At 62.3% G+C, this 26,122-nt stretch carries 25 protein-coding genes; 4 read left to right on the top strand and 21 right to left on the bottom strand.

What is annotated here, in order from left to right:
• Positions 1-37 precede the first annotated feature (37 nt).
• Both phnX and ABVN21_RS05665 read left to right on the top strand, forming a co-directional pair.
• Complete coding sequence (gene phnX / locus ABVN21_RS05670) at positions 38-865, top strand: phosphonoacetaldehyde hydrolase (protein ID WP_339553032.1); 828 nt, start codon at positions 38-40, stop codon at positions 863-865.
• 188 nt (positions 866-1,053) lie between these two features.
• A complete protein-coding gene (locus ABVN21_RS05665) occupies positions 1,054-1,602 on the top strand; it encodes a cytochrome b (protein WP_339553031.1) in 549 nt (182 codons plus the stop codon).
• A gap of 46 nt (positions 1,603-1,648) precedes the next feature.
• Here ABVN21_RS05665 and ABVN21_RS05660 read toward each other — a convergent pair whose 3' ends face one another.
• The 19 genes from ABVN21_RS05660 to ABVN21_RS05570 form a co-directional block, all read right to left on the bottom strand.
• Positions 1,649-2,572: a pyridoxal-phosphate dependent enzyme gene (locus tag ABVN21_RS05660; RefSeq protein WP_339553125.1), complete on the bottom strand. Its 924-nt coding sequence runs from the start codon at positions 2,570-2,572 to the stop codon at positions 1,649-1,651.
• Positions 2,573-2,724: 152 nt separating this feature from the next.
• A complete protein-coding gene (locus tag ABVN21_RS05655; RefSeq protein ID WP_339553030.1) occupies positions 2,725-4,764 on the bottom strand; it encodes an NADPH-dependent 2,4-dienoyl-CoA reductase in 2,040 nt (679 codons plus the stop codon).
• A gap of 140 nt (positions 4,765-4,904) precedes the next feature.
• On the bottom strand, positions 4,905-5,078 hold the full coding sequence (locus tag ABVN21_RS05650; protein WP_339553029.1) for a hypothetical protein: 174 nt from the start codon (positions 5,076-5,078) through the stop codon (positions 4,905-4,907).
• Between the two features lie 123 nt (positions 5,079-5,201).
• Complete coding sequence (locus ABVN21_RS05645) at positions 5,202-6,242, bottom strand: Rieske 2Fe-2S domain-containing protein (protein WP_339553028.1); 1,041 nt, start codon at positions 6,240-6,242, stop codon at positions 5,202-5,204.
• A gap of 178 nt (positions 6,243-6,420) precedes the next feature.
• A complete protein-coding gene (locus ABVN21_RS05640) occupies positions 6,421-7,797 on the bottom strand; it encodes a DUF1329 domain-containing protein (protein WP_339553027.1) in 1,377 nt (458 codons plus the stop codon).
• Positions 7,798-7,898: 101 nt separating this feature from the next.
• Positions 7,899-9,101: a helix-turn-helix transcriptional regulator gene (locus ABVN21_RS05635; protein WP_339553026.1), complete on the bottom strand. Its 1,203-nt coding sequence runs from the start codon at positions 9,099-9,101 to the stop codon at positions 7,899-7,901.
• 76 nt (positions 9,102-9,177) lie between these two features.
• Positions 9,178-10,386, bottom strand: a complete 1,209-nt coding sequence (locus tag ABVN21_RS05630) for an acetyl-CoA C-acyltransferase (RefSeq protein WP_339553025.1) — start codon at positions 10,384-10,386, stop codon at positions 9,178-9,180.
• A 7-nt stretch (positions 10,387-10,393) separates the two neighbouring features.
• Positions 10,394-10,864: a MaoC family dehydratase gene (locus tag ABVN21_RS05625; RefSeq protein WP_339553024.1), complete on the bottom strand. Its 471-nt coding sequence runs from the start codon at positions 10,862-10,864 to the stop codon at positions 10,394-10,396.
• Between the two features lie 10 nt (positions 10,865-10,874).
• On the bottom strand, positions 10,875-11,660 hold the full coding sequence (locus ABVN21_RS05620; protein ID WP_339553023.1) for an SDR family oxidoreductase: 786 nt from the start codon (positions 11,658-11,660) through the stop codon (positions 10,875-10,877).
• Between the two features lie 581 nt (positions 11,661-12,241).
• A complete protein-coding gene (locus ABVN21_RS05615; protein WP_339553022.1) occupies positions 12,242-13,120 on the bottom strand; it encodes an SDR family oxidoreductase in 879 nt (292 codons plus the stop codon).
• Positions 13,121-13,177: 57 nt separating this feature from the next.
• A complete protein-coding gene (locus ABVN21_RS05610) occupies positions 13,178-14,329 on the bottom strand; it encodes an acetyl-CoA C-acetyltransferase (RefSeq protein ID WP_339553021.1) in 1,152 nt (383 codons plus the stop codon).
• Between the two features lie 3 nt (positions 14,330-14,332).
• The gene (locus tag ABVN21_RS05605; RefSeq protein ID WP_339553020.1) at positions 14,333-15,391 is read right to left on the bottom strand and encodes an acyl-CoA dehydrogenase family protein; all 1,059 of its coding nucleotides are present in this window, start codon (positions 15,389-15,391) and stop codon (positions 14,333-14,335) included.
• 9 nt (positions 15,392-15,400) lie between these two features.
• A complete protein-coding gene (locus ABVN21_RS05600; RefSeq protein WP_339553019.1) occupies positions 15,401-16,564 on the bottom strand; it encodes an acyl-CoA dehydrogenase family protein in 1,164 nt (387 codons plus the stop codon).
• A 9-nt stretch (positions 16,565-16,573) separates the two neighbouring features.
• Positions 16,574-17,326: an enoyl-CoA hydratase family protein gene (locus ABVN21_RS05595; RefSeq protein WP_339553018.1), complete on the bottom strand. Its 753-nt coding sequence runs from the start codon at positions 17,324-17,326 to the stop codon at positions 16,574-16,576.
• Positions 17,323-18,435, bottom strand: a complete 1,113-nt coding sequence (locus ABVN21_RS05590; protein ID WP_339553017.1) for a nitronate monooxygenase — start codon at positions 18,433-18,435, stop codon at positions 17,323-17,325. Before ABVN21_RS05590 ends, ABVN21_RS05595 begins: the two co-directional genes overlap by 4 nt.
• A complete protein-coding gene (locus ABVN21_RS05585) occupies positions 18,432-19,340 on the bottom strand; it encodes an enoyl-CoA hydratase (protein WP_339553016.1) in 909 nt (302 codons plus the stop codon). The genes ABVN21_RS05590 and ABVN21_RS05585 overlap by 4 nt, the downstream gene beginning before the upstream one ends.
• Before the next feature lie 15 nt (positions 19,341-19,355).
• Complete coding sequence (locus tag ABVN21_RS05580; protein WP_339553015.1) at positions 19,356-20,153, bottom strand: ketoacid CoA transferase; 798 nt, start codon at positions 20,151-20,153, stop codon at positions 19,356-19,358.
• Positions 20,154-20,165: 12 nt separating this feature from the next.
• Positions 20,166-21,041 (bottom strand): CoA-transferase, encoded by an 876-nt coding sequence (locus ABVN21_RS05575; protein WP_339553014.1) that lies wholly within the window; start codon positions 21,039-21,041, stop codon positions 20,166-20,168.
• A 12-nt stretch (positions 21,042-21,053) separates the two neighbouring features.
• The gene (locus ABVN21_RS05570) at positions 21,054-21,944 is read right to left on the bottom strand and encodes a VOC family protein (RefSeq protein ID WP_339553013.1); all 891 of its coding nucleotides are present in this window, start codon (positions 21,942-21,944) and stop codon (positions 21,054-21,056) included.
• A 208-nt stretch (positions 21,945-22,152) separates the two neighbouring features.
• Between ABVN21_RS05570 and ABVN21_RS05565 the strand changes: the two genes are divergently transcribed.
• Positions 22,153-23,325, top strand: coding sequence for an acyl-CoA dehydrogenase family protein (locus tag ABVN21_RS05565; RefSeq protein WP_339553012.1), 1,173 nt, complete (start codon positions 22,153-22,155; stop codon positions 23,323-23,325).
• Positions 23,322-24,515 carry an acyl-CoA dehydrogenase family protein gene (locus ABVN21_RS05560; protein ID WP_339553011.1) on the top strand — a complete coding sequence of 398 codons (1,194 nt, stop codon included), beginning with the start codon at positions 23,322-23,324 and terminating at the stop codon, positions 24,513-24,515. The genes ABVN21_RS05565 and ABVN21_RS05560 overlap by 4 nt, the downstream gene beginning before the upstream one ends.
• 196 nt (positions 24,516-24,711) lie before the next feature.
• Here the strand turns inward: ABVN21_RS05560 and ABVN21_RS05555 are convergent, their stop codons facing one another.
• Both ABVN21_RS05555 and ABVN21_RS05550 read right to left on the bottom strand, forming a co-directional pair.
• Positions 24,712-25,341: a nuclear transport factor 2 family protein gene (locus ABVN21_RS05555; RefSeq protein WP_339553124.1), complete on the bottom strand. Its 630-nt coding sequence runs from the start codon at positions 25,339-25,341 to the stop codon at positions 24,712-24,714.
• Between the two features lie 5 nt (positions 25,342-25,346).
• Positions 25,347-26,120 (bottom strand): SDR family NAD(P)-dependent oxidoreductase, encoded by a 774-nt coding sequence (locus ABVN21_RS05550; RefSeq protein ID WP_339553010.1) that lies wholly within the window; start codon positions 26,118-26,120, stop codon positions 25,347-25,349.
• Positions 26,121-26,122: the final 2 nt, after the last annotated feature.

Below are 26,122 nucleotides of genomic sequence, written 5' to 3'. Positions count from 1 at the left end.
TCGCTGGCATGCCAGCTCCTACAGGACACTGATAATCATGAACTACACCAACCCAACCAAACTCCAGGCCGCCATCCTCGACTGGGCCGGCACCGTGGTCGATTTCGGTTCTTTCGCGCCGACGCAAATCTTCGTCGAAGCCTTCGCCGAGTTCGACGTCCAGGTCTCCATCGACGAAGCCCGTGGCCCGATGGGCATGGGCAAGTGGGACCACATCCGTACGTTGTGCGACCAGCCGGAAGTTGCCGAGCGCTATCGCAAAGTGTTTGGCCGCACCCCAACCGACGATGATGTGACTGCCATTTACCAACGCTTCATGCCATTACAAATCGAGAAAATCGCCGAGCACTCGGCGCTGATTCCGGGCGCCCTGGACACCATCGCCAACCTGCGCCAACAAGGGATCAAGATCGGGTCCTGCTCCGGCTACCCGAAACAAGTCATGGACAAAGTGGTCGAACTGGCCGCCACCAACGGTTACGTCGCCGACCACGTAGTCGCCACCGACGAAGTACCCAACGGCCGCCCATGGCCAGCTCAGGCATTGGCGAACGTGATCGCCCTGGGCATCGACGACGTGGCCGCGTGCGTGAAGATCGATGACACCGTGCCGGGCATCCTCGAAGGCCGCCGCGCCGGCATGTGGACCGTCGCGCTGATCTGCTCGGGCAACGCGCTGGGCCTGGACTACGAAGGCTATCGCGCCCTCGGAAGCGACGAACTGGCCAGCGAGCGCGAACGCATCCATGCGATGTTCGAAGGTTCGCGTCCGCACTACATGATCGATACCATCACCGATTTGCCAGAAGTGATCGCCGACATCAACAAACGTCTGGCCAAAGGCGAGATGCCGCAAACCAATTGATAACACCTCTCTGTTGATAAAAAAGCGCCAGTCCTTACACGGGGCTGGCGCTTTTTTTTGCTCAATCAGCTGATATAGAGCATTGAACGCCCAATCGTCACAGGCAAGTGCGAAGAAACAGGATTACAGTTAAAGCACACCGTCGATCAAGAACGGGCGCTTCAAACCGGACCTGTGAGGAACACCGTATGCCGTGGAAAAACTCCGACTCGCGCTACAGCACCGTATCGATTGCGCTGCATTGGTTGATGCTGGTCCTGCTGGCACTGGTTTATGCCTGTATCGAATTGCGTGGCTTCTTTCCCAAGGGTAGCGGCGGTCGAACGCTGATCGTGGAATCGCACTTCATGCTTGGCCTGACCGTATTCGTATTGGTCTGGTTACGCTTGTTCGCCCGCAGCCTCGGCCCGGCACCACAGATCTTCCCGGCTTCGCCGCAATGGCAAACGCTGCTGGCCAAGTTAATGCACTGGGCGCTGTACCTTTTCATGATCGCCATGCCGCTTCTTGGCTGGCTGGTCACCAGTGCCAAAGGCAACCAGGTGATGTTCTACGGTTTCGACCTGCCGCTGTTGGTCGCGGAAAACAAAGACCTGGCCAAGCAGATACAGGGCTGGCACGAGCTCGGTGGCACCATCGGTTATTGGCTGATCGGTTTGCATGCCGTTGCAGGCCTGTATCACCACTATGTGGTGGGCGATAACACCTTGTTGCGGATGATGCCCAAGCGCACTTGACCTCAACACTCCCCTGTAGGAGCGAGCAGGCTCGCTCCTACATTGGTCAGATTTTTGAGTTGAAACCCCGGCGGCCCTGTAGACCGCCAGTGTGGATAAAGATTAATCGTGTGCCACGGACAAACTTCCCCGCCTCAACCTGCTGCTTGAGCGCCAATAACGCCTTGCCGGTGTACAACGGTTCCATTGGAATGCCGCTGGCTTGCTCGGTCTGTTCGATGAAATCGAGCAACTTCGGGTCGACCTTGGCGAAGCCACCTCGGCTGGCGTCGAGCAGTTCATAAGACGGATGATTCACGCCTGCCTCCTCCACGATCCTCTCGACCTGCTGCGCCACACCGTGATCGTCCGGCACCGCCAGCGCTCCGTAAACCGGGTGTTCGCCTGCTTCGGCCATTACCAGGCCGGCCAGGGTCGTGCCGGTTCCGCAGGCCAGCCACCAGCCGTCATAGTCGTTCCAGCCCAATGTATTCAGCTGTCGGTCGACCAATGTTTTCAGCTGCTGGCAGCCCCTTGCCCCCGGCAAACCGCCGCCGCCTTCCGGCACCGCAAGCAGATCGGGATACTGCGCCAGCCACGGCTCCCAGAAACCCGCTTCATGCCGTGCCCGATAGCCGCCATAACCGAGCCAATGCAGTTGCATGCCAACCTGCAAGTCTTTTACCGTGGGCGTTTGCTGAGGATGACCGCGCAACAAGCCGACCGTGGCGAAACCGAAACGCTTGCCCGCAGCGGCCAGTGCATGAAGATGATTGGAGTGTGCGCCGCCGAGGCTGATGATGCCTTTCGAACCGTTCCGGTCAGCGACTTTCAGGTGCTCGATGAGCTTGAACCATTTGTTGCCGCTGATCAGCGGGTCGATCTGGTCCAGGCGCAGGATGGCGACTTCGATGTTGGCCTTGGCGAGCCAGTCGAGGTGGAGGGGTTCGAGGGGGGCTTGGGGTTGCCATATTTGGCTAGGCAGAAACATCAACGCTGGCTCTGAGAATGGAACCGGCATGTTAGCAGCCTTGAGGGCGCCATCGCGGGCAAGCCCGCTCCTACACTGGATCTATGAGCGCCACAGATCAAATGTCGGAGCGGGCTTGCCCGCGATAGCCATTGGCAAGCTGGTCCTGTCTATTACAACTGCGCAGCCAACCGCGAACCCTGATTGATCGCCCGCTTGGCATCCAGCTCCGCCGCGACATCCGCGCCACCGATCAGATGCACATTCTGCCCCGCCGCCACCAGGCCATCCTGCAACTCACGCAGCGGGTCCTGCCCTGCGCAGATCACGATGTTGTCTACCGGCAAAACTTGTGGCTCGCCGGTTTCGCCGATGCGGATGTGCAGGCCTTCGTCGTCGATCTTCAGGTACTCGACGCTGTTGAGCATCTGCACCTGCTTGTTCTTCAGACCGGTGCGGTGAATCCAGCCGGTGGTCTTGCCCAGGCCGTCGCCGACCTTGGATTTCTTGCGTTGCAGCAGGAACACATCACGGGCCGGTGCATGGGGCGCAGCCTTGATGCCGGCGACACCCCCGCGTGCTTCGAGGTGCGTATCGATGCCCCACTCTTTCCAGAACTCATCACGGTTCAGGCTGGTGGCTTGGCCCTGATGCACCAGGAACTCCGACACGTCAAAACCGATACCGCCAGCGCCGATCACCGCTACACGCTTGCCCACCGGTTTGCGTTGCAGAAGCACGTCCAGGTAACTCAGCACCTTGGCGTTTTCGACGCCCGGAATCGCCGGAGTCCGTGGGGCAATGCCGGTGGCCAGAATGATCTCGTCGAACCCGCCCTCGACGAGTTTCGCCACATCCACACGAGTGTTCAGGCACACCTCGACGTTGGTGGTCTGCAGTTTGCGACCGAAATAACGCAGGGTTTCAAAGAACTCTTCCTTGCCCGGCACACGCTTGGCCACGTTGAACTGGCCGCCGATCTCGCTGGCCGAATCAAACAGCGTCACATGATGGCCACGCTCGGCCGCCACGGTCGCGGCGGACAACCCGGCAGGCCCGGCACCGACCACGGCGATCTTCTTGATCTCGCGCACAGGCAGGTAGTTGAGTTCGGTTTCGTGGCAGGCGCGTGGGTTCACCAGGCAACTGGTCAACTTGCCGCCGAAGGTGTGGTCGAGGCACGCCTGGTTGCAACCGATGCAGGTGTTGATTTCGTCGGCGCGACCTTCGGCAGCCTTGTTGACGAAATCCGGGTCGGCGAGGAACGGCCGCGCCATGGAAACCATGTCGGCATCGCCTTCGGCGAGGATCTGCTCGGCGACTTCCGGGGTGTTGATGCGGTTGGTGGTGATCAGCGGAATGTTCACCGAACCGCGCAGCTTGGCCGTGACCTTGCTGAAGGCCGCACGGGGCACTTTAGTGGCGATGGTCGGAATCCGCGCTTCGTGCCAGCCGATACCGGTGTTGATGATGGTCGCGCCGGCCTGCTCGATGGCTTTGGCCAACAGCACGATCTCTTCCCAAGTGCTGCCGCCTTCCACCAGATCGAGCATCGACAGGCGGAAAATAATGATGAAGTTCGGGCCCACCGCTTCACGCACACGGCGGACGATTTCCACCGGCAGGCGCATGCGATTCTCGTAGCTGCCACCCCAGCGGTCTGTACGGTGGTTGGTGTGGGCCGCGAGGAACTGGTTAATGAAATAACCTTCGGAGCCCATGATTTCGACGCCGTCGTATTCAGCCTGTTGCGCCAGGGTCGAACAGGTGACGAAATCGCGGATCTGCTTCTCGATGCCTTCCTCGTCCAGCTCTTTAGGCTTGAACGGGTTGATCGGTGCCTGAATGGCGCTTGGCGCGACCTGTTTCGGGCTGTAGGCATAACGGCCGGCGTGGAGAATCTGCATGCAGATCTTGCCGCCCGCTTCGTGTACCGCGCGGGTCACGATCTGGTGCTTGAGCGCCTCTTCTTCGGTGGTCAGCTTGGCCGCGCCGGAGTACACGCCGCCCTCATCGTTCGGGCCAATACCGCCAGTCACCATCAGGCCGACGCCGCCACGGGCACGCTCGGCAAAATACGCTGCCATGCGCTCGAAGCCACCGGGTTTTTCCTCAAGACCGGTGTGCATCGAGCCCATCAAGGTACGGTTGCGCAACGTGGTAAAACCCAGGTCCAGCGGGGCCAACAGGTTCGGGTAATGAGCGGCGGTCATCGGTAACTCCACAACGAGCGAACACGGAAAAAGTGTGGGCGCTCTTTGGCGCCCCTCTGTCATGTGTTACAGATTATGAGCACTGTAGCGCTCGCTCAATGACCGAAACTTACAACTTAATGATCAAAACGAGCAGCCACCTAACGCAAGTTAAGCCAGTTGGGCACCCCCGAACTCATCGCGACACAGCTCGCATAACGCTTGCAGGCCTTGGTGCTGGCCGACTCTGGCGGCACCGAGATCTGCACGATCAACACCAGCAAACACAGGATCAGCAGGGGGACGTAATAGGCAAGAAGACTTTTTATTTTCATTATCAGTGCTCTCATGACCTTTGAATCGGACCTGGTTGCTGCCATGACATCAAGGGTGGCAGTGCCCTTGCGAACGGCGCCTTCGAGTGACCGGTGCCGATCGTTCGAAGGCGCCCTGCTCTATCAACGTTCGTCGACGGTAATGAACTCACGACGTTCGGCCATGAACGCAGGCACGTCGTCCTCATTGGTGAAGAACTGCTCGTACCACTCGCGCAGCTGGTACACCGGGCCGTCGGTTTCTGCCAGTACCGGCTTGTCGATACGGATCTTGTGCTTCCAGATCACCACGTCCTGATAGAACGAATCGCGGTTGCCCTGGACGTAGGCCCGTGCCACTTCCTGGTTCTGTTCTTCGGTCCAGCCGGGTACGCGCTTGACCATGCAACCAAAGCGCAGGTCGAAGCTGTTCGGCGTCACCGGCACGTGGCTATTGAGCAAAATGGCGTGGATGCGCACGTCGCCGAACATCGAGCTGATCTGCGTGAAGTGAGTGGCTGGCCCGTAGTAGGCCGATGGCGCGATCAGGTCGCCGCCCAGGCGCTCGGAGTCACCATGGAAAATCTGATGGCCGATATGGCCTTCGAAGACGTTGGCGAAATACTTGGTCGGCGTGCCGTGCACTGGCCCGAAGTGCTGGGCATCCACCAGATTATCGACCAACTCCCGCGGGTTGGTTTCGATGTGCATGGTGTCGATGTTCCAGTCATGAACCCAGTCCGGATCGTCCATCTCCGGAAGATGCGGAATGACCACGCCGTCTTTTGGCGGACGGCCTTCGGGGTTGTTCCAGACGAACAGCAGGTTGTTTTCTTCGCAGGTCAGCCAGCTGCGGGTCTTGGCCTTGGGTGGAATGCGCTTGCAGTATGGGATCTCCACGCACTTGCCGCCGGTGTCGTACTTCCAGTGGTGAAACGGGCACACCAGTTTGTCGTTCTCGATGGTGCCCTGGGACAGGTCGGCACCCATGTGCGGGCAATAGGCATCCAGAATGCTAATGTTGCCCTGGCTGTCGGCAAAGGCCACCAGGCGGGTGCCGAAGACTTCCAGGGTATGGGGCTTGCCATCACGGTAATCGCTGGCATTGCCCAGGCAGTGCCAGCCGCGCGCGTAACGATGGGTACGCTGGGCGTTCTCGATGTTGATTTCAGCGAGTTTGGTCATTGTTATTGTTCCTCGAATGCAGACTTCGGGGCAGGCAATGCCCCCAAGAAATACAGGGTGATCCCATGGCGAACATCATTGAGGAGTCGCAGCACGAGAACATCCTTCAGTTGGACTAGATCAGATGCGAGCCACTCTCAATCGGCGCCCATCGCACAACGGGCGCAGCGCCTCCCGCTTACTGGCCGAAGCGCCGGGCGGCCTCGGGGCCGAAGTCCCGGGGGCTGAAGCCGGGTTTGTTCAACAGATAGCCGTTGCGCTGCTCGTTGATCAGGTTGAACGCCAGGTAGCTGCCGGCATTTAGGTCGTAGTACAGGCCCACGCCCGCCTGCTGACGCTGGCTTTCATAGGCGTAGAAGTAGTTGACCATCGAGGTACGCCACAGCTCGCCACGGTTGTCATAGTTGTCGGCGAGCATCGGGAACCAGGTGTCTTCGTCGACATACAATTTGCGTTTGCCATACAGGTGGCGATAGCCCGGTTTGAGGGTGCCTTCCAATTCCCAGACGCGATGGCGCTCATAGCGCATGGCCTCGGGGTTGATATGGCCGGGCGTCAGCAGGTCGGCGTACTTGAGATTGCCCGCATGCAGGCGGTAGGTGTTGTAGGGAATGTACATCTCGCGCTTGCCGACGATCTTCCAGTCATAGCGCTGGCCGGAGCCGTTGAACAGGCGCACTTCGTCGACGGTGATCGAGCCACCGCTGCCGGGGAACGACATGTCGAAACCATAGCCCGGCGACTGGCGCACGCGACGGGTGCCCGGATCGTAACGCCAGGCCTGGCGTGGTTCGGTCTTGTCGTTCCAGAACTCGGTGCCGGTATTGATCTCGCCCTTGTCCCGTTGCGGCAGCAGGGTTTCGTTGAGATAGAACGCCGAGTTGCCACTGGTTTCGCCAATCTTGCCCGGCTCCAGTGACGGTGCCAGGTTGCGCGAATGGACGCGGCCCCAGTTGATGTTGCCGTCCTTGAGCACATAGGCGTTATCCGAGACATATTCCTCGGTCCAGGCGCGCAGGGTAAACGTCGAGGCATTCTTCAACAGTTCCAGGCCGCTGCGCGGAACCGGGAAGGGTGTGCCGCCGGTCTTGCCGACCACCCCTTCGCCCTCATCCACCAGACGCGCCACGCTGGCGTTCTCGCGAGTGGCCTGGCAGACCGCGTCGTTGTAACGGAAATCCCGGTGCGAAGGGTAGACGGGCATTTTGTAGGTGCCCGGGTACAGTTTGAACAGGGCTTTCTGGCCATCGGACAGGTAGGCGCTGTATTGCGCGATGTTCTGCGCGGTGATCACAAACAGCGGCTTTTCTTCCGGGTAAGGATCCACCGGATGGTTGCCTGTGCCCTTGAAGTCAACGTGGGGCGGCACGCCCAGCCACTTGCCGCTGAAAGCTGGAATGCTGCCGTCGGCATTGCCGGCCTTTTCCGCGCCCAGGCACGTCAGGTCGTTGCCCAGACGCGGGATGTCCTCCGGTGCGGCATTCACCGTGCCGACGGCACAGCATCCCAACAACAACGTCAACGCCCAGCCATGGGCCTGATTACTGCCGGTCATTTTTATTCTCCTTGGATTCGACAACGGTTGCCCAGTATCGACAGGCCAGGAACCCGACAGCATCGTCCGCACGGACTAACGCATATTACCGCCGCCACGCCTCACAACCGGGCCCCCGCTGGCTGCGGCGCACCCAGCGCCACCACGCTGTTGAGCATGATCCGCACCAGCTCGGTCTGGCGCCGTACGCCGGTCTTGGAAAAAATCGAACGCAGGTGCGCACGCGCGGTATTGCGCCGGATATTGAGCAGTTCCGAAGCTTCCTCCAGCGACAGGCCGTTGGCCAGTTCCAGGGCCAGCGCGGTTTCCGCCGGGGTCAGGTTGTACAGTTGCGACGTCAGCACCGTGCTCACCAGCGACTTGCTCACCGCATCGCGCACGTACACCACCACCGTCGGTTTGCCGTTGCCTTCAAGCAGATCCCGGGACGGAATCAACTCCACCACAACCCCCAGGCTGACCTGCCCGGAAGGACGGGAAATCGACGTCGCCTCGGCCATCTGCACGCCCTTGGCGGCGCCCTGCCTGGCACGCTGGAAGGCGTTGCGTACCAGGCGCGTCAACTCGCGATTGTCACTGGGATAAGTTGCTTCCAGCCGGCCGCCTACTACCTTGAGGCCGTCCTGACTGTCGAGAATGTCCCGGGCCACGGGGTTGAGTTGCACCACGCTGCCGTTTTCATCGAGGACGATGGTCGCCACCGCGAGGCGGCTGATCGTCTGCGAATACAGACTGCCGAGGGACTCGCTGCGGTCGAGCCGCGAATACATATGCAAGGTCCGCCGCAGGTGCGGCAACAACATGGCGCACATGGCCCGTTCGGTGTCACTGAAACCTGGCTGCCCCTTGGGCCGATTGATCCGAAAACGCACCGTGCCGCCATCCGGCATGCGGATATCGGCGCCGAGCATGTGGTAGCAATCGTAGGGTTGGCAGTACAGCAGGTAAAACGCCGAACTGGCCCATTCGGCATCACTCATCAGTTCGTCGATGGTGAACACGGTATCGGTGGGCAAGCCGTCGAACAGGGTGGATTTGGCGTAGTAGGCGTAATGGTTGATCCCGCCCTGCCCCAGTTCGATATCACCGGCGACCACCATCGGTGACAGCAGCGGCTCATCCTGGACTCGCAGGATCAAGGTCACGAAATTGGCCTTGAACAACGCGCGTATCTCGCGCAATGAGTCGCTCAGGCAGCGGGTGTTCATCGCCGCTTCGTAGATGTTGCCAATGATCCTTTCGTACTCGGCCAGCTCCAGGCCCATTTGCGCCAGGACCTGTGCATTGGGCATACAACTTTGCATAACCATTCCCCAGCAGCGGGCCCGTCCTGCGGGCCCCCATGGATTGAATCGAATCAGCGGCGGCGCCCCGCTCGCCTCACGGCAGCTCGAACAGGCCGGCAGCGCCCATGCCGCCGCCGATGCACATGGCAATCACCACATAGCGCACACCGCGCCGGCGACCTTCGAGCAAGGCGTGGCCGACCATTCGCGCGCCGGACATACCAAAGGGGTGCCCAATGGCAATCGCCCCGCCATTGACGTTCAGGCGCTCGGCCGGGATCTGCAGCGCATCGCGGCAATGCAACACCTGGCTGGCAAAAGCCTCGTTGATCTCCCACAAACCGATATCCGCGATCCCAAGGCCAAAGCGCTTGAGCAGCTTGGGAATGGCGATCACCGGGCCGATACCCATTTCCTCCGGCGCGCACCCGCCCACGGCGATGCCGCGATAGATGCCCAATGGCGTCAACCCGCGACGCTTGGCCTCGGCACGACTCATCAGCAGGCTGGCTGCGGCACCGTCGGAGAACTGCGAAGCGTTGCCGGCGGTGACGAATTCACCCTGCTCGATCCACTTGCCGTCCTTCCACACCGGTTTCAATCCAGCCAGGTCTTCCAGGCGCGTATTGGGTCGGTTGCACTCGTCGCGCAGGACCTGCACGCGTTCATGGCCATTGGGCTGGCCATCCGCGGCGAACAGCAATTTATCCACGCTCAGGCCGACGATTTCCTCGTCGAACAGGCCGTCGCGCTGCGCGGCAGCGGTGCGCAGCTGACTTTGCAGCGAATACTCATCCTGGGCGGCGCGACTGATGCCATAGCGGCGCGAGACGATCTCGGCGGTTTCGATCATCGGGATGTAGGCGCTGGGCATTACCTGCAACACAGCTTCGGACTGGGCGCGGAAGCTGTTCTTGTGTTTGGTCTGGGTCAGTGACAGAGACTCCACGCCGCCGCCAATGGCGATGGTCATCTCGCCGGTCATGATGCCCTTGGCCGCCACGCCGATACTCATCAGGCCCGAGGCGCACATCCGGTCCAGGGCCATGCCCGGTACGCTGTCCGGCAAGCCGCCGGTGTAGGCGCAGAGTCGACCGATGTTGTAGGCCTGGGTGCCTTGCTGCACGGCCGCGCCCATGATCACATCCTCGACGTCAGCTGGCTCGATGCCGGCGCGCTCGACCACCGCGCGCACCACATGGCCGCCCAGCACCGGGGCCTCGGTATCGTTGAACGATCCGCGAAACGACTTGGCCAGCGCGGTACGGGCGGTGGCGACGATGACGACTTCATTCAGGTCCATGGGGAACTCACTCGGAAATGGGGTTGAAGGTGTAGCGGCTGATGGTGTCGATCACGCAGCCCGGTCGCGCCTGGCCCTCGACTTCCATGGTCATGCGTACAACCAGTTGCACGGCGTCGCCCAGGGTTTCGGCCCGGATGATCTGGCCGCTGCCACGCACCCGCGAGTCGACCTTGACCGGCGCCGGGAAGCGCACCCGGTCGCTGCCGTAGTTGACACCCATGGCCATATTTTCGATGGTCATCAACTGAGGCATGAACAGGTTGGCCAGGGATTGGGTCAGGTAGCCGTGGGCAATGCAGGCACCGAACGGACCGCTGGCGGCGCGCACCGGGTCGACATGAATCCACTGGTGATCACTGGTGGCTTCGGCGAACAGGTCGATGCGCTGCTGGTCGATGGTCAGCCATTCGGTGCGCCCCAGGTACAGACCCTCTGCCGCAAGCAGTGCCTGGGCCGTGCTGAAAACGTGACTCATGATTCACTCCTCACGCTTGCTGGGAACTGACGGACAGCACTTCGCCGACCATGTAGGAGGCATAGTCACTGGCCAGGAACATCATCACGTTGGCCACTTCCCAGACTTCGGCGGCACGACCGAACGCCTCGCGTCCGGCGAGGCTGGCGAGCAGCTCTTCGCTGGAGGCTTTTTTGAGGAAGTCGTGCAATGCAATCGAGGGCGAAACCGCATTGATGCGCACGCCGAACTCGGCGGCTTCCAAGGCGCTGCAGCGGGTCAGCGCCATCACCCCGGCCTTGGCGGCGGCGTAATGGGCCTGTTCCTTCTGTGCCCGCCAACCGAGCACCGAGGCGTTGTTGACGATGGCCCCGGCGCCACGGCGCTGCATGTGCGGCAACATCGCCCGGGTCATGCGGAAGGTGCCGGTCAAGGTCACATCCAGCACGCGCAACCATTCTTCGTCGCTCATCTCCACCACGCGTTTCTGGCCACCCAGGCCGGCGTTGTTGATCAGCACATCGACCCCGCCCAGCACCTCTTCGGCGGCAGCCACCAGGGCCTGGACTTCTTCTTCCTGAGTGACATTGCAGAGCTGACCATAAATCGCCTGCAAACCGGTCTCGGCCTTGAGACGCTCCACGGCATCTTCCAGACGTCGCGCATGCACGTCGGAAATCATCAACGCTCGACAGCCTTCCTCGGCACTGCGGCGGGCCGCCGAATAACCGATACCGGCACCGGCGGCAGCGGTAATCAACACCGACTTGCCGGCCAGCAATTGATGACCGGGAACATAAGGGGGGGCTTGTTTCACAGCGTCTACCTCCGAAGAAATCAATACGCTGCAGTTGTACGCAGGGGGCTGAGCGGGCGCATCGTCAAAATGGGGTATGAATCCGTAGGAGCCGGCTTGCTGGCGAAGACGTCCTTGAAGATCTCACGGGTCTTCTCGGGCGCTATCGTCGGAACGCCGCCTGCAGCAAGACGGCTCCTAAAGTGGATCGAGTACGGCCGTGGGAGGTGGAGCGACTGTGAGGACGCCATCGCTGGCAAGCCAGCTCCTACAGTGAATCGGGTACGGCCGTGGGAGGTGGAGCGACTGTGAGGACGCCTTCGCTGGCAAGCCAGCTCCTACAGTGAATCGGGTACGGCCGTGGGAGGTGGAGCGACTGTGAGGACGCCATCGCTGGCAAGCCAGCTCCTACAGTGAATCGGGTACGGCCGTGGGAGGTGGAGCGACTGTGAGGACGCCTTCGCTGGCAAGCCAGCTCCTACAGTGAATCGGGTACGGCCGTGGGAGGTGGAGCGACTGTGAGGACGCCTTCGCCGGCAAGCCAGCTCCTACAGTGAATCGGGTACGGCCGTGGGAAATGGGGCGGTTGTCAGGTCGGCGCTTCAGCTCCCCCAGACTTTCTGCGCCTTTGGCGCTTCGGCGAGGATCGCGTCGATTGCCGCGCCGATTTCTTCTACCTGCCACATCGCGCCTTTGTCGCGCGTGACGCCGGTGCGCCAGCCGTCACCGAGGGAGATTCGTCCGCCCTGGCTTTCGAAGATGTGGCCGCTGACGTGGGCGGACGCCGGGCTCCCCAGCCACACCACCAGCGGCGCGACGTTTTCGGCGGCCCAGCCGTCAAAGCTGCCGTCCTCGGGTTTTTTCACCATGTCGGGCATCGCGCTTTCGGTCATCGAGGTGCGTGCGGCCGGTGCCAGCGCGTTGGCGGTGACGCCGTAGCGGGCCAGTTCCGCTGCTTGCACCAGGGTCAGGGAAGCGATGCCGCCCTTGGCCGCCGAATAATTGGACTGCCCCACCGAGCCTTGCAGGCCGGCGCCGGAGCTGGTGTTGATAATCCGCGCGTCGACCGGCGTTCCGGCCTTGGCCAGGTCGCGCCAGCGTCGGCCGAGGATGTTGGCCAGGCAGTAATGGCCCTTGAGGTGGACGCGCATGACCATGTCCCAGTCTTCTTCACTGAGGCTGATGAACATGCGGTCGCGCAAGACCCCGGCGTTGTTGATCAGCACATGCACCTCACCGAACGCCGCCAATGCTGCATCGACGATGCGCTGCGCAGTGGCCAGGGTGGTGATGTCGTCGCTGTTGGCAATCGCCTGGCCACCGTTGGCGCGGATCTCGCCCGCCACATCTTCTGCAGCTTCGGCGCGAATATCGTTGACCACCACATTGGCCCCTTGCGCGGCGAACGCCAGGGCGTAGGCGCGACCGAGGCCGCCGCCGGCACCGGTAATGATCACAGTGCGGTCTGCACACATCGTCATGTTTGACTCCTTGAAAGATTGGGTGGCCGCGCGCCGGAAGCGGCGACCGGTGAAAAATCACAGGCGTTCGATGATGGTCACGTTGGCCTGGCCGCCGCCTTCACACATGGTTTGCAGGCCGTAGCGACCACCGCTGCATTCGAGTTCGTTGAGCAGCGTGGTCATCAGCCTGGCGCCGGTTGCGCCCAACGGGTGGCCGAGGGCAATCGCACCGCCGTTGACGTTGGTGCGCGCCGGGTCGTAATCCAGCTCCTTGGCCCAGGCCATGACCACCGAGGCAAAGGCTTCGTTGATCTCGACGCGGTCGATGTCAGCCATGCTCAAGCCGCTCTTGGCCAAGGCCCGGCGGGTAGCGGCGATCGGTGCGGTGAGGTGCCAGATCGGATCGTCACCCAGCACCGTCAGGTGATGAATCCGTGCCCGAGGCGTCAGGTCGTAGCGCTTCAGCGCTGCCTCGGAAACCACCAGCAACGCCGCCGAGGCGTCGCAAGTCTGGCTGGACACGGCAGCGGTGATAGACGGGAACTGCGGGTCCACCGGCTGCAATTCGGCCATCTTCGCCAGGCTGCTGTGGCGCGGGGTTTCATCCACCGCCAGGCCCTGGCAACTGACGATTTCCCGCGCAAAGCGACCACTGGCGATGGCTGCCAGGGCGCGTTCGTGGCTTTGCAGGGCAAAGGCTTCCATCTGCTCGCGGCTGATCTGCCAGTGATCGGCAATCCGTTGTGCGGCGTAAAATTGATTCACCGGTTGCTGGCCAAAACGCGCGCGCCAGCCAACGCTGCCCGAGAACGGGTCGGTAAAGCCCAGGGGCTGGCCGGCGAGCATCGCCGAGGAAATCGGGATCTGGGTCATGGTTTGCACCCCGCCCACCGCGACCACATCCTGGGTGCCACTCATCACAGCCTGCGCGGCGAAGTGCAGCGCCTGTTGCGACGATCCGCACTGGCGATCAACCGTGGTGCCGGGCACTGTCAGCGGCAACCCGGCGGCCAGCCAACTGGTGCGGGCGATGTCGCCGGCCTGAGAACCGATGGTGTCGACGCAACCGAATATCACGTCGTCGTAGTCTTCAGCCGGGATCACATTACGCTCCACCAGCGCCTTGAGCACATGGGCGCCCAGGTCAATCGCGTGGATCTCGCTCAATGAACCCTTGCGCTTGCCGGTGGGGCTACGCAATGCATCAACAATGTAGGCCTGGGCCATGACTCATTCCTCGAAAGTATGCCCCGGCGCAAGGCCAGTGGCGTCGGCGAACAGGTAGTCGCTGACACGGGTTTTGTGGAAGCCGCGGTCGCCCCAGGACGCATCGAGGGCCCAGGCGCGCTTCATGAACATCTGCAAATCCACTTCCCAGGTGTACCCCATCGCACCGTGCACCTGGATGCCTTTGCGGGCAGCGATCCAGCTCGCCTCGTTCGCCGCCAGGCGCGCTTGCGAAACCCGGACGCCCGCGTTGACGTCGCCCCGGGCCAGGGCATGCGCGGCGCGGTACAGCACCGGTTTGGCCTGTTCGATGTATCGGGCGACATCAGCCAAGTGATGCTTGACCGCCTGGAAGCTGCCGATCGGCTTGCCGAATTGTTTGCGCTGGGCCACGTAGTCAACCGACAGGTCGAGCATGCGCTGCGCCAGCCCCAACAGTTGCCCGGCCACTGACAATGCACCTCGGTCGAGCAGGCGCTCCTGCAAGGCGCGGCCCTGCTCGCCACTGGCTATGCAGGTCGCCGCCGACGGGGTCCAGGTCACTTGGCCCAGGCGGCGCGAGGCATCGATACTCAGGTGATTGCCGACGTTGACCTCGGAGCGCGGCACCACATGGATTTCATCGCCGTGGGTGAGAATCAACACTTCGGCCAGTTGCGCGTCGCTGACCAAGGGATTGACCGGATGACTGATCGCCATCCGCAAGCTGCCGTCGGCAATCCGTGGCAGCAGCTCGGCGCGGGCCGGATGCTCCGCAGGCAGATCGGCGAGCAAACCGGTGGCAACATAGGCGGTATCGGCCAATGAGTCGGGAATGGCGTAGTAGCCCAGCTCCGGGGTCATCAAGGCCCAGGTCACATCGTCCATGCCCAAACCCCCTTCGGCCTCGGGCACCGACAAGGCGGTCAGTCCCTGGCCGGCGATCTTGTTGCGCAAGTCCCGGGAGCGCCCGACATCGGTCTCCCAGATTTCGCGGAGCATCTCCGGCGCGGCTTCGGTCATCAGGAAACGACTGATGGCTTCGCGGAACGCCAACTGGTCATCGTTAAAAGTGAAGTCCATGGCGGTTCCTTATTTCGGCAAACCGAGCATGCGCTCGGCGATGATGTTGCGCTGGATTTCGTTGGTACCGGCGTAGATCGGCCCGGACTGGGCAAACAGGAAGCCCTCCAGCCAGCCCGCCGCATCGCCCGCTTCCGCGCCCTTTGCCACCAGCTCGCCACGCGTGCCGAGAATGCGCATGGCGGTCTCGTGCATCTTCAAGTCGAGCTCCGACCAGATGATTTTGTTGATGCTCGACTCGGCGCCAATCTGCTCACCCCGGCTCAAGCGTCCTACGGTGTAATAAGCCGACATCGCATAGGCCTCGGCGCACATCCAGGTGTCCAGCACGGCATCGCGCAGGCCAGGGTCACGGTCGGCACTGACGCGATGGGCCTTGTACAGTTCAACCAGTTTGCGTGCCGTGGACTGGAAGCGCGCCGGTGAACGCAGCAGCAGACCACGCTCGAAGCCGGCGGTGGCCATCGCCACGTGCCAGCCCTGCCCTTGGGCACCGATGAGGTTGTTCACGGGGACCCGAACGTCATCGAAAAACACCTCGGCGAAGGCATCCTTGCCATTGAGCGCCTTGATCGGGCGAATGCTCACCCCCGGCGTATTCAGCGGCACCATGATGAACGACAGACCGTGATGACGAGTCGATCCCGGCTCGCTGCGAAACAGGCCGAACAGCCAGTCGGCGAAGTTCGCCCGGCTCGACCAGGTCTTCTGCCCGTTAATCACGTAATGGTCGCCGTCGAGTACCGCCTTGCTGGTGATCGCCGCCATGTCGGAACCGGCGTTGGGCTCCGACCAGCCTTGTGCCCACATGTCCAGGCTTTCGGCCATGCGTGGCAAGAAGCGCTGCTTTTGCTCCTGGGTGCCAAACTCCATCAGGGTCGGCCCCAGCAACAGCTGGCCGTTCTGGTTGATGCGCATCGGTGCCCCGGCGCCGTAATACTCTTCCTCGAAGATCAGCCACTCGATCAAGTCGCTGCCGCGACCGCCCAGTTCGGCCGGCCACATCACCATCGACCAACGGCTTTCGAACAGCTTGGCCTCCCACGCGCGATGCTGTTCAAAACCTTCTCGACTGTCGTAACTGGCAAAGGGCTCGCTTGGCAGATTGGCCGCCAGCCAGGCGCGAACTTCGGCGCGGAAGGCGTTTTGCTTGGGGGTATAAGTCAGGTCCATGGCGATATCTCAGAACTTGGCGTCGCGTTTTTCGACGAAGGCCCGGCGCGTTTCCGCGGAATCCGGGCTGCTGTAGGCCTGCATGGTGAAGCCCTGTTCCCAGCGGTACTTGTCTTCCAGGTTGCCGTCTTCGATGCCGTTCAAGGCTTCCTTGGCGATGCGGATCATGCCCGGGCTTTTTTCGGCGATTTTCGCCGCGATGCCCAACGCGGTTTCGCGCAGTTGGTCCTTGGGCACGATGCGCTCGATGAAGCCGTATTGCAGGGCATCCGGGGCACTGATGCTGTCGCCGGTAAAAAACAGGTAGCGGACTTTTTGCACCGGGAACAGGCGCTGCAGATGCGCACCGCCGCCCATGGCGCCGCGGTCGACTTCGGGCAGGGCGAAGGTCGCGCATTCGGAGGCGACGACGATATCCGCCGCCCCGGTGATGCCGATGCCGCCGCCCAGGACAAAACCGTGCACCGCGACAATCACCGGCACCGGGTTGCGGTGCACGGCCTTGAAGGTGGCGTAGTTACCTGAATTGACCTCGACGATCCGCTCCGGGTGCTTGTCCAGTTCCTTGATGTCGACCCCGGCGCAAAAGCCACGGCCCTCGGCGCGGATCACGATCACCCGCACCTCGGGATTGGCCCCGAACGCTTCGATCTGACGCGCCAGTGCATGCCATTCCTGGCTGTCGAGGGCGTTGACCGGTGGTTTGGCGATCACCAGCTCTGCGATGCCCTGATTGAGTTGTGTGGTGAATGCCGGGTTCATAGCGGTTCTCCAATGCTGGCTGGATGGTTCGAGGGGCGGGTCTGGCTGCGCGTCAGCAGAGCGTCGAGGCATTGCTGGGCCTCGCTGGCGATGCCTTCGATGACTTCACGACAACTGAGCAATTCACCGATGGCCGCCGCCACCTGGCCGCTGGACAAGATGCCCTCGTCCGGGGCGCCATCGACCATCGAGCGTTGCAACAGCACCGGCTGGTTGGCGGCCATCACCACTTGCGACAGCTGCGACGGGTCTTCACGCAATGCACGGATAAAGACCGAGGCCATGTGCCCCAGGCTCATGCCAGTCTGCTGCTTCCATTGCCAGGCGCTACCCAGGGCAATGCGCAGTCGACCGAAGGGGCCGGCCTGCTCCAGGTGATTGATGAAGCGGTTTTCGATCATGCGGTGGCGCATGCCATCCACCGCCGTAGTCACGCGAACCTGCTGCGGATCGCTGACCTTCAAATAATGTTCCAAGGTCGCGGCCGGCGTCGGCGAATCGCGAGTCATGAGAAACCGCGTGCCCATGGCGATGCCGACTCCACCGGCAGCCAGCACTGAGGCGAGACCACGGCCAGTGGAATATCCCCCGGCTGCGATCACCGGCACCTTGACGGCCGCCAGCACCTGGGGCAATAGGATCGAACTGGGCACGCCGCCGGTATGGCCGCCGCCCTCACCGCCCTGGATGGTGATCAGGTCGGCGCCCAGCTCAACTGCCTTCAGTGCATGCTTCAAGGCGCCGACGGTGGGAATACACAGCACGTTCGCCGCCTTGAAGCGGGCGATGGTCTGTTTGTCCGGGCCGCGTCCGTAGCTCACGGCGCGCAAGCGGTACTTGATCGCCAGGTCGACGCACTGCGCGGCGTTGTCCTGGAACATATGGAAATTGAGCCCGAAGTTGCTACCACCGGTAGCGTCGAGCACCTTGCAGATTTCGCCTTCCAATTCATCGGCGGCGATGGTTGCCCCGGCCAGGAAACCGAAGCCCCCGGCCTGGGTCGTGGCGATCACCAGGTTGGCGTCGGCGACCCAGCCCATGGCGGTTTGCACAATCGGGTAACGGCATCCGAGGGCTTCGGTCAGCGGCGTATCCAGCCAGCGGTTCATTGGCTTTTGTCCTCGGCCTGCTTGTTGGCCCGGGCCATGCCCTTGGCATCGAAGCCGCCCAGTTTGTCGCCGGACAACAGCTCGTTGTGGGCATGGGCAAAGTGGTGCCAGGCGAACACGGCATCCATCGCCGTACGCTTGCCTTGCAGGTCCTCGACGTGGTTGATCGCCTGCTTGGTCAGTGCCAGGCCCATGCGCGGCTGGCGAGCAATGCCGGCAGCCAGCGCGTAGGTGGCCGACTCCAGTTCTTCACGCGACACCAGGCGGTTGACCATGCCCACTTGCCAGGCCCGGTTGGCGCTCATGCGGTCGCCGGTGAAGAGAAACTCCTTGGCGATGCGCGGGTTCATTTCATAGGGATGGGCAAAATACTCCACCCCCGGAATGCCCATGCGCACCACCGGATCCTGGAAGAACGCATCGTCGCTGGCGACGATCAGATCGCAGACCCAAGCCAGCATCAGCCCCCCTGCGATACACGCGCCATGGACCATGGCGATGGTCGGCTTGGGCAGTTCGCGCCAACGCCGGCACATGCCCAGGTACACCTCCTGCTCGCGCGCATACAGTTGTTCGCCACCGGGTTTGTTGGTGTGATCCCACCACAGGTGCGCACGCTCGAACGGCTTGTCGATATCGCGCCCGGGGGTGCCGATATCGTGGCCCGCCGAAAAGTGCTTGCCGTTGCCCCGCAGGACAATGACCTTGACGCTGTCATCGTTCACCGCCTGGCGAAAACAGGCATCCAGGGCGTAGGTCATCTGCGAGTTTTGCGCGTTGTTGAAGGTCGGCCGGTTCAGCGTCAGCGTGGCGATACCCTCGGCCACGCTGTACAGCACCGGGGTGTCCGTCTCGTAGACGGCGTTGTCCTGGCGGACGATGAATTCACTGTCGCTGCTGTGCATGCTCGCCTCCTTGTCTCAGGCCGTACGGATGCCGGGCGGGTTGCCCTTGATCGCGGTGGCGCGGTAATCGTGGGGATCGAGTCGGCGAATCAGGGCCAACTGCTCAGGGGTGGGATGCACGGTCTCGTGCAACTGCGCGGACTTGAGCAACGGGAAACCGGTGTTCTCCTGGACCTGCTCGAAACTCACCCCGGGGTGCAGCGAACGCACCTGCACCGCACGGTCCGGGCCATTGAAATCCATGACGCACAGGTCGCTGACCACACAGTGGATGTCCATCAAGTCGCGGCGCGTACCTTCGGGCCAACGCTCAGCCTTGAATCCGACACCGGAGACCATGTCCACTTCACCGCTGACGAACACCCGAGTGTTATGGCTGGGAACAAAGAACGAGTTGAGGTGGTTGATGCTGTTGCCGGGCAAGCCGCGCACGCCAAGGATCGCGGTCTTGGGCTTTTGATAATCACCGACGCAGGACAGGTTGGTCTGGCCCCAGCGGTCGATCTGGGTGGGGCCGATCATCGCGTGACGGCGTCCGCCCCACACGCATTCGAAAACCCGCTCGAACGACATGTAGCCTGAGTAGCGCGGGACGTAGTTGCCACGCGGACCCAGCGGGATCGGCTCTTCGACCAGAAACGCCTCGCTGTCGGTCATCAGCAGTTCCGGGCTGTGGGTCAACTTGGCCAGACTGGCGCCCAGGCGCGGGATCACGCCCAGGCCCGAGGCGATCAGTTCTCCATTACCGCGCCAGGCCTCGGAGGCGGCGACGATCATCAGTTCAGCGAGGGTGAAATCACAGGTTGCAGACATAGTCGCTAATCCTCAGAACACGGGAAGGGGCAAGGCGCCCATGGATTCGGCACCGCCGTTCTGTGCCTGATAGGCCTGCTCGCCACCGGCGACGTAGGTCTGCACATAGTCTTGCCAGCCGTTTTCCGCCTGGCTGCTGGCGACATAGCCCTTGAGATGCTTCATGTCCCAGCCGTAGTCGGGCGCGCAGAGCGTCGGGTGTGCACCGAGGGGTGCATGCACCACGCCGGTCACCAGATAGCGCTCGAAGGTATTGAAGCGGGCTTGATCGGCGCTCAGTTCCAGACGCTCTTCAAGGCGTTCGCACGAGACGAAGCACTGTTGGGCAGCACGGGCGAACAGGTGATCGAAATACGGGTCCGGTCCGGTCACCAGGCAATTGCCCAGTCGGTCGGCGACGTTGGCATGCAGGAACGCCACGTCGAGATTGAGCGCCGGCATTGCCAGCAGCACTTCGCCATCGGCGTAGGGCGACTGGATGGTCTTGAGTTGCGGATTCAGGCGCGTCACATCAGTGGCCAGGCCGCATCGGGTTGGCAGGAACGGCAAGCGCATGCCGGCGGCGCGCAGGCCCCACTGAAACATGCCTTCGTCCAGTTCCATCAGTTCCAGTTCGCCGGCTTCTCGCGCCTTGCGGTAGTAGGGTTCCAGCGGAATCGCATCGAGGGTAGCGAAGCCGAACACCAGTTTCTTGACCTTGCCGGCAGCGCACAGCATGCCCACTTCGGGGCCGCCATAGGCAACCACGGTGAGGTCCTTGACCGGTGAACGCAGGATCTCGCGCACGATGGCCATCGGCTTGCGCCGTGGGCCCCAGCCACCGAAACCGATGGTCATGCCATCGCGCAATTGAGCGACCGCATCGGCCGCTGTCAGTTGTTTGTTCATGTTGATCATTCCTTAGCGTTGGCCGACCGAAAAGTCGTGCCCCCAAATGCTCACGCGGGTGAATTCGAATGCCGAATGCTCGGCCCAGTCGACCTGCAATCCGCCAAAGCCGTACTCCAGATCGAAACCGGACGGCGTCTTCATGTAGAAACTGGTCATGCGGTCATTGAGGTGCTGGCCGAGGGTGGCGGACAGGCTCACGTCATGGGCGAGCAGACGGTCATGGGCACGGCCGACTTCGGTCATCGAATCGACCTCGACCATGACGTGCACGCAACCTGATGGCACCGGGTATTCAGCCAGTGCCAGGCTGTGGTGGCGGACGTTCTGGCAATGCAGGAAGTGAATGCGGATTGGCGGCGCCGACGGGTCGGGCCGGAAGTTGAAAATGTCCGACAGCTTGAAGCCCAGCACATCCTTGGCAAATGCCAACGTGGCGTCGAAGTTTGGTGCCGGCAGCACGGTGTGGCCAAGGCCCATGTCGCCGGTGATAAAGCGCGGCACGCCCTGCGGCGAGACAAACGGCAGGCAGTCGGAGCGATGGCCCCAGCTCAGTTCATGGCAGTTGCCCGACGGGTCGCTGACCTTGATCAGCGCCTGTACACCACGCTGCTCAACCTCGGCGGCAGAGCCCGGCTGCCATTCGATGCCGGCAGCGCTCAAGTGCTCAATCGCGGCCTGGAATGCCGGCTCGTTGGCCAGCTCCCAACCGGACGCCAGATAACGCGCCTCGCTGCCTTCGACGATCAGCATGCGAAACGGACGCTCGTCCATTTTCACGTACAAGCCACCGCCCGGCGCTGGCTGAACCTGCATGCCCAGCACGTCCTCGGCGTAACGCTGCCAATGGCTGAGGTTTTCGATCTGCGAGACGAAATAGCTCAAACCGCGAATGTCGATCATGCCTGGGTCCTCGTTGGCTGAATGGCTTACGTGGCTGGCATTGTGCAAAGCGCCGTCGCACGCTTCATCGTCCGTTGAGACTAAGCACCTGCTCGCTCCCACAGGGGTTTGGCGCACAGCAGAAATGCCCTAGTCCGTTTTAGTGATTCGAACACCGCCGCCGCCGCCCCAGACTCACGCATCCATCCGCCTTGCAGAGACCGCCCCCATGGAGTTCGCTTTTACCGAAGAGCACCTGATGATTCGCGACAGCGCCGAGCGTTTTCTCGCTCAGGCCAGCGACTCGCACGCCGTGCGCGCTGCAATGAATCGCCCGGACGCGCATGACCCCGAGGTCTGGCGGCGGATTGGCCAGGAGCTGTACTGGCCGGCATTAATGGTGCCCGAGCGCTTTGGCGGCATGGGCCTGGGGTTTGTCGAGCTGGCAATCCTGCTGGAACAAAGCGGTCGCTATCTGCTGGGTTCGCCGCTGTTCGCCACGGCGTGCCTGGCCACCCCGGCCTTGTTACTGGGGCACAACGAGAGCGTGCAGGCGCTTTGGCTGAGCGCGATTGCCGCCGGCGAAACCCGCGCCACGCTGGCCTTCGCCAGTGTTCCGGGGCTGCAAGCTTGCAGTGTGCAAGCCGTCGCCAAGCCATGTCCGGGAGGCTGGACCCTTGAGGGCCAGTACGCACAAGTCATTGATGGTGCCTCGGCCGACCTGCTGATCGTTGCCGCCCGCGCTCCCGGCACCCAGGGCGAACAGGGCATCGGCCTGTTCGTCTTGCCGGGCGATACACCGGGCGTGATCCGCGCGCCCCTGGCCACCCTCGACCAGACCCGGCGCCTGGCTCGCATTGAAATGCATCAGGTACAGGTCAACGAGGCACAGCGACTGTGCAGCCACGAACAAGGCTGGTCGGTGCTGCGCGACACGCTGCTGATTGGCGCCATAGGCCTTGCCGCCGAGCAAACTGGCGGCGCGCAACAAGCCCTGGACCTGACCCTCGCGTACATCGCCGAACGCCGACAATTCAAACGCACCATTGCCAGTTTCCAGGCGATCAAACACCGCTGCGCCGACATGATGCTGCAAGTCGAATGCGCCCGCTCAGCCGCCTACTACGCAGCGTGCGTGGCTCAGGAACGCCTCGACCCGGGCGGCGATACCGCCGTGATCCAGGAGCTGGAACAGGCCGCCGCCACCGCGAAGATCCATGCCAGCGAGGCGTTTTTCCACTGTGCGGCCGAATCGATTCAACTGCATGGCGGCGTCGGTTTTACCTGGGAATACGATCCACACCTGTACTTCAAACGTGCCCGCGCCGGCGAGCATCTGTTGGGCAGCCCGACGCTGCATCGCGAGCGTCTGGCCGCGCATCTTTTGGGAGAGCAAGCATGAAAATCGGTTTCAGTGGTGCAGACGAAGTGTTTCGCAAAGAAGTCGCCCAATGGCTGGCCGAGCACCTGAGCGGCGAGTTTGCGCCGTTGCGCTTTCGCGGCGGTCCGGGGGATGAGCACTGTTTTCCTGAAGAGCGTAAAGCCTGGGAACGCCGGCTTGCCGCCGGTGGCTGGATCGGCGTTGGCTGGTCGAAGGAACACGGCGGACGCGGACTCTCGATCAGCCAGCAAGTGATCTTCCATGAGGAATATGCTCGCGCCGGTGGCCCGGGACGCATGGGCCATATTGGCGAAGGCCTGGTCGGCCCGACACTCGCCGCCTTCGGCACTTCGGCCCAACAGCAACGCCTGTTGCCCGGCATCCTCGACGGCAGCCAGTTCTGGTGCCAGGGCTATTCGGAGCCGGGCGCCGGTTCGGACCTGGCCAACGTGCAGACCCGGGCGAAACTGGATGCCACGGGCGAACACTGGTTGATCAGCGGGCAGAAGGTCTGGACCTCCCTGGCCCACGAGGCCGACTGGTGTTTCGTGCTGGCGCGCACTGAACCCGGCAGCCAGGGACATCACGGTTTGTCGTTCCTCCTGGTGCCGATGGCTCAGGACAGCATTCGCGTGCAGCCGATCCAGCAATTGACCGGCACCAGTGAATTCAATGAGGTGTTCTTCGACCAGGCAGCTACCCATGCCGGCAACCTGATCGGTCAACCGGGCGATGGCTGGAAGATCGCGATGGCGCTGCTGGGATTTGAGCGTGGCGTCTCCACGCTGGGGCAGCAGATGCAGTTCCACAACGAACTCGACGAAATCATCCGCATCGCCCGCTCCAACGGCGCCGCGCGCGATCCAATGCTGCGCCAGCGCATTGCCCAGGCCTGGGCCGGTCTCAAGGTGTTGCGTTACAACTCGCTGCGTATGCTTTCAGGTCCGCAAGACGGCAATCTGGGCCGTGAAGCCATGATTTACAAACTGGCCTGGTCCACGTGGCACAGCGATCTGGGCAAACTGGCCATGGACGTGCTGGGCGACGCCGGGGAAATTCTCGACGCCGCGCCCTACCAGCTCAGTCGATTGCAGTCGCTGTTTTTGTTCACCCGCTCGGACACCATTTACGGCGGCAGCAATGAAATCCAGCGCAACGTGATTGCCGAACGGGCGCTGGGCATGCCGCGCGAGCCGCGAGTCACGAATTAAGGAGCGCGGCCTGGCGCCAGGTGAAAAGCCAACGCCATGCACCGATCACCTGTAGGAGCTGGCTTGCCAGCGATAGCGGCCGATCAGTCAACATATTTATCGGCTGAACGGACGCCATCGCTGGCAAGCCAGCTCCTACAGGGATCAGGGTCGACTCCATATTATGAGCTCGCAGGTTAGCCGCGCACGGCCATGTTCAGCGCACGCGAATCTTCGGGTCGTCCGCCCCTCGGCGCAGGTTTTTTAGGAAACCTTCCAGTGGTGCCGGTTCAGCGATCTGCGGCAAGGCGTCCTTGTCCGGACGTTGCGCCCAGAAGGCATCCCAGGACGGAAACAGTTCGTGGAAGGTGCCAGCGTAGGGCTCTCGCCCTGGCCAGCGCATTTTCAAGCCGCCGATCGGTGGTTTGTTCAGGTCGGTCGCGTACCAGTAGCACGGCAAGCGACGACGGAAGCACCAGCGCCCGTCGATCCGCTCGTAGTCGTCCCAATACAGCATCTGCATGATCACCCACTCGGGACCCGTCTCATGTTCATTCTTCGAATAGACCACGCCGGTAGCGTGATCGGCATCGCTGAACTCGATGATGTGTTGCCCCAGATGATGCGACGTGCCGTGGAACTGCTTGCGCATGGTTTCGTCCAGCCACGCCTTGAGGTGCGCGCGACCGCTCTTGTCGCGGCCCACGCGCACGTCCGGGGCAAAGCAATTGGCCATGGCATCCATGTCACGCATGTCCAGCGCCAAGGCATACTTGCCGGCCAGTTGACGGATCGCGTCCAGCGACTCGAGGCGGTCGATGCGCTCAAGCAGCGCGACGGATTCCAGGCCCATCAGTCGAGCACCGTATACAGGTCCGAACCTCGCCCACCGTCCACCGCCAGGCTGGCACCGGTAACATAGGAAGCCTCGTCGCTGGCCAGGAACAGGATGGCGTTGGCCAGTTCCACCGGCAGGCCTACGCGTTTCATCGGAATCACTTTTTCAGTGTTGCTGCGGGTCTTGGCGTCCCCCAGCATGCCGGCTGTGGCCGGGGTGTCGACCACGCCCGGGATGATCACGTTGCAACGAATATTGTCGGGGGCGCCTTCGCTGGCTGCCGCACGGCTGAAGTTGATCACCGCCGCCTTCGCCGCCGAGTAACCGGCCATCCATGACGTGCCGAACAAGCCACAGATCGAAGCGATGTTGACGATCGAACCGCCGCCTTGCGCTTTCATCAACTGCATCGCGGTGCGGGTGCCCCAGAAGGTGCCGTCGACGGTGGTGGCGAAGTTGGCGTGCCAGTCGGCGGTGGTCATGGTGTCGATGCCGCCCCAGGTGTAGGCCATCGCGTTGTTGACCAGAATATCCAGGCGACCGTGGCGTTGCGCAGTGGCTTGAAGCGCGCCGACGTAAGCCTGTTCGTCGCTGACATCGGCCACGGCGATTTCGGCTTGCCCGCCCTGGGCATGGATTTTTTCCTGCACGCCTTGCAGCGGTTCTATGCGGCGCCCGCACAGCACCACCGTGGCGCCTTCCTCGGCGAAGCGCAGTGCGGTGGCTTCACCGATGCCTGAACCGGCGCCAGTGACGAAGGCGATTTTTCCTTGTAAACGCTTGCTCATGG

Origin of the sequence: Pseudomonas sp. MYb327 (assembly GCF_040438925.1) — a bacterium.
Taxonomy (GTDB): Bacteria; Pseudomonadota; Gammaproteobacteria; order Pseudomonadales; family Pseudomonadaceae; genus Aquipseudomonas.
This window is presented reverse-complemented; position numbering and strand designations above follow the sequence as displayed.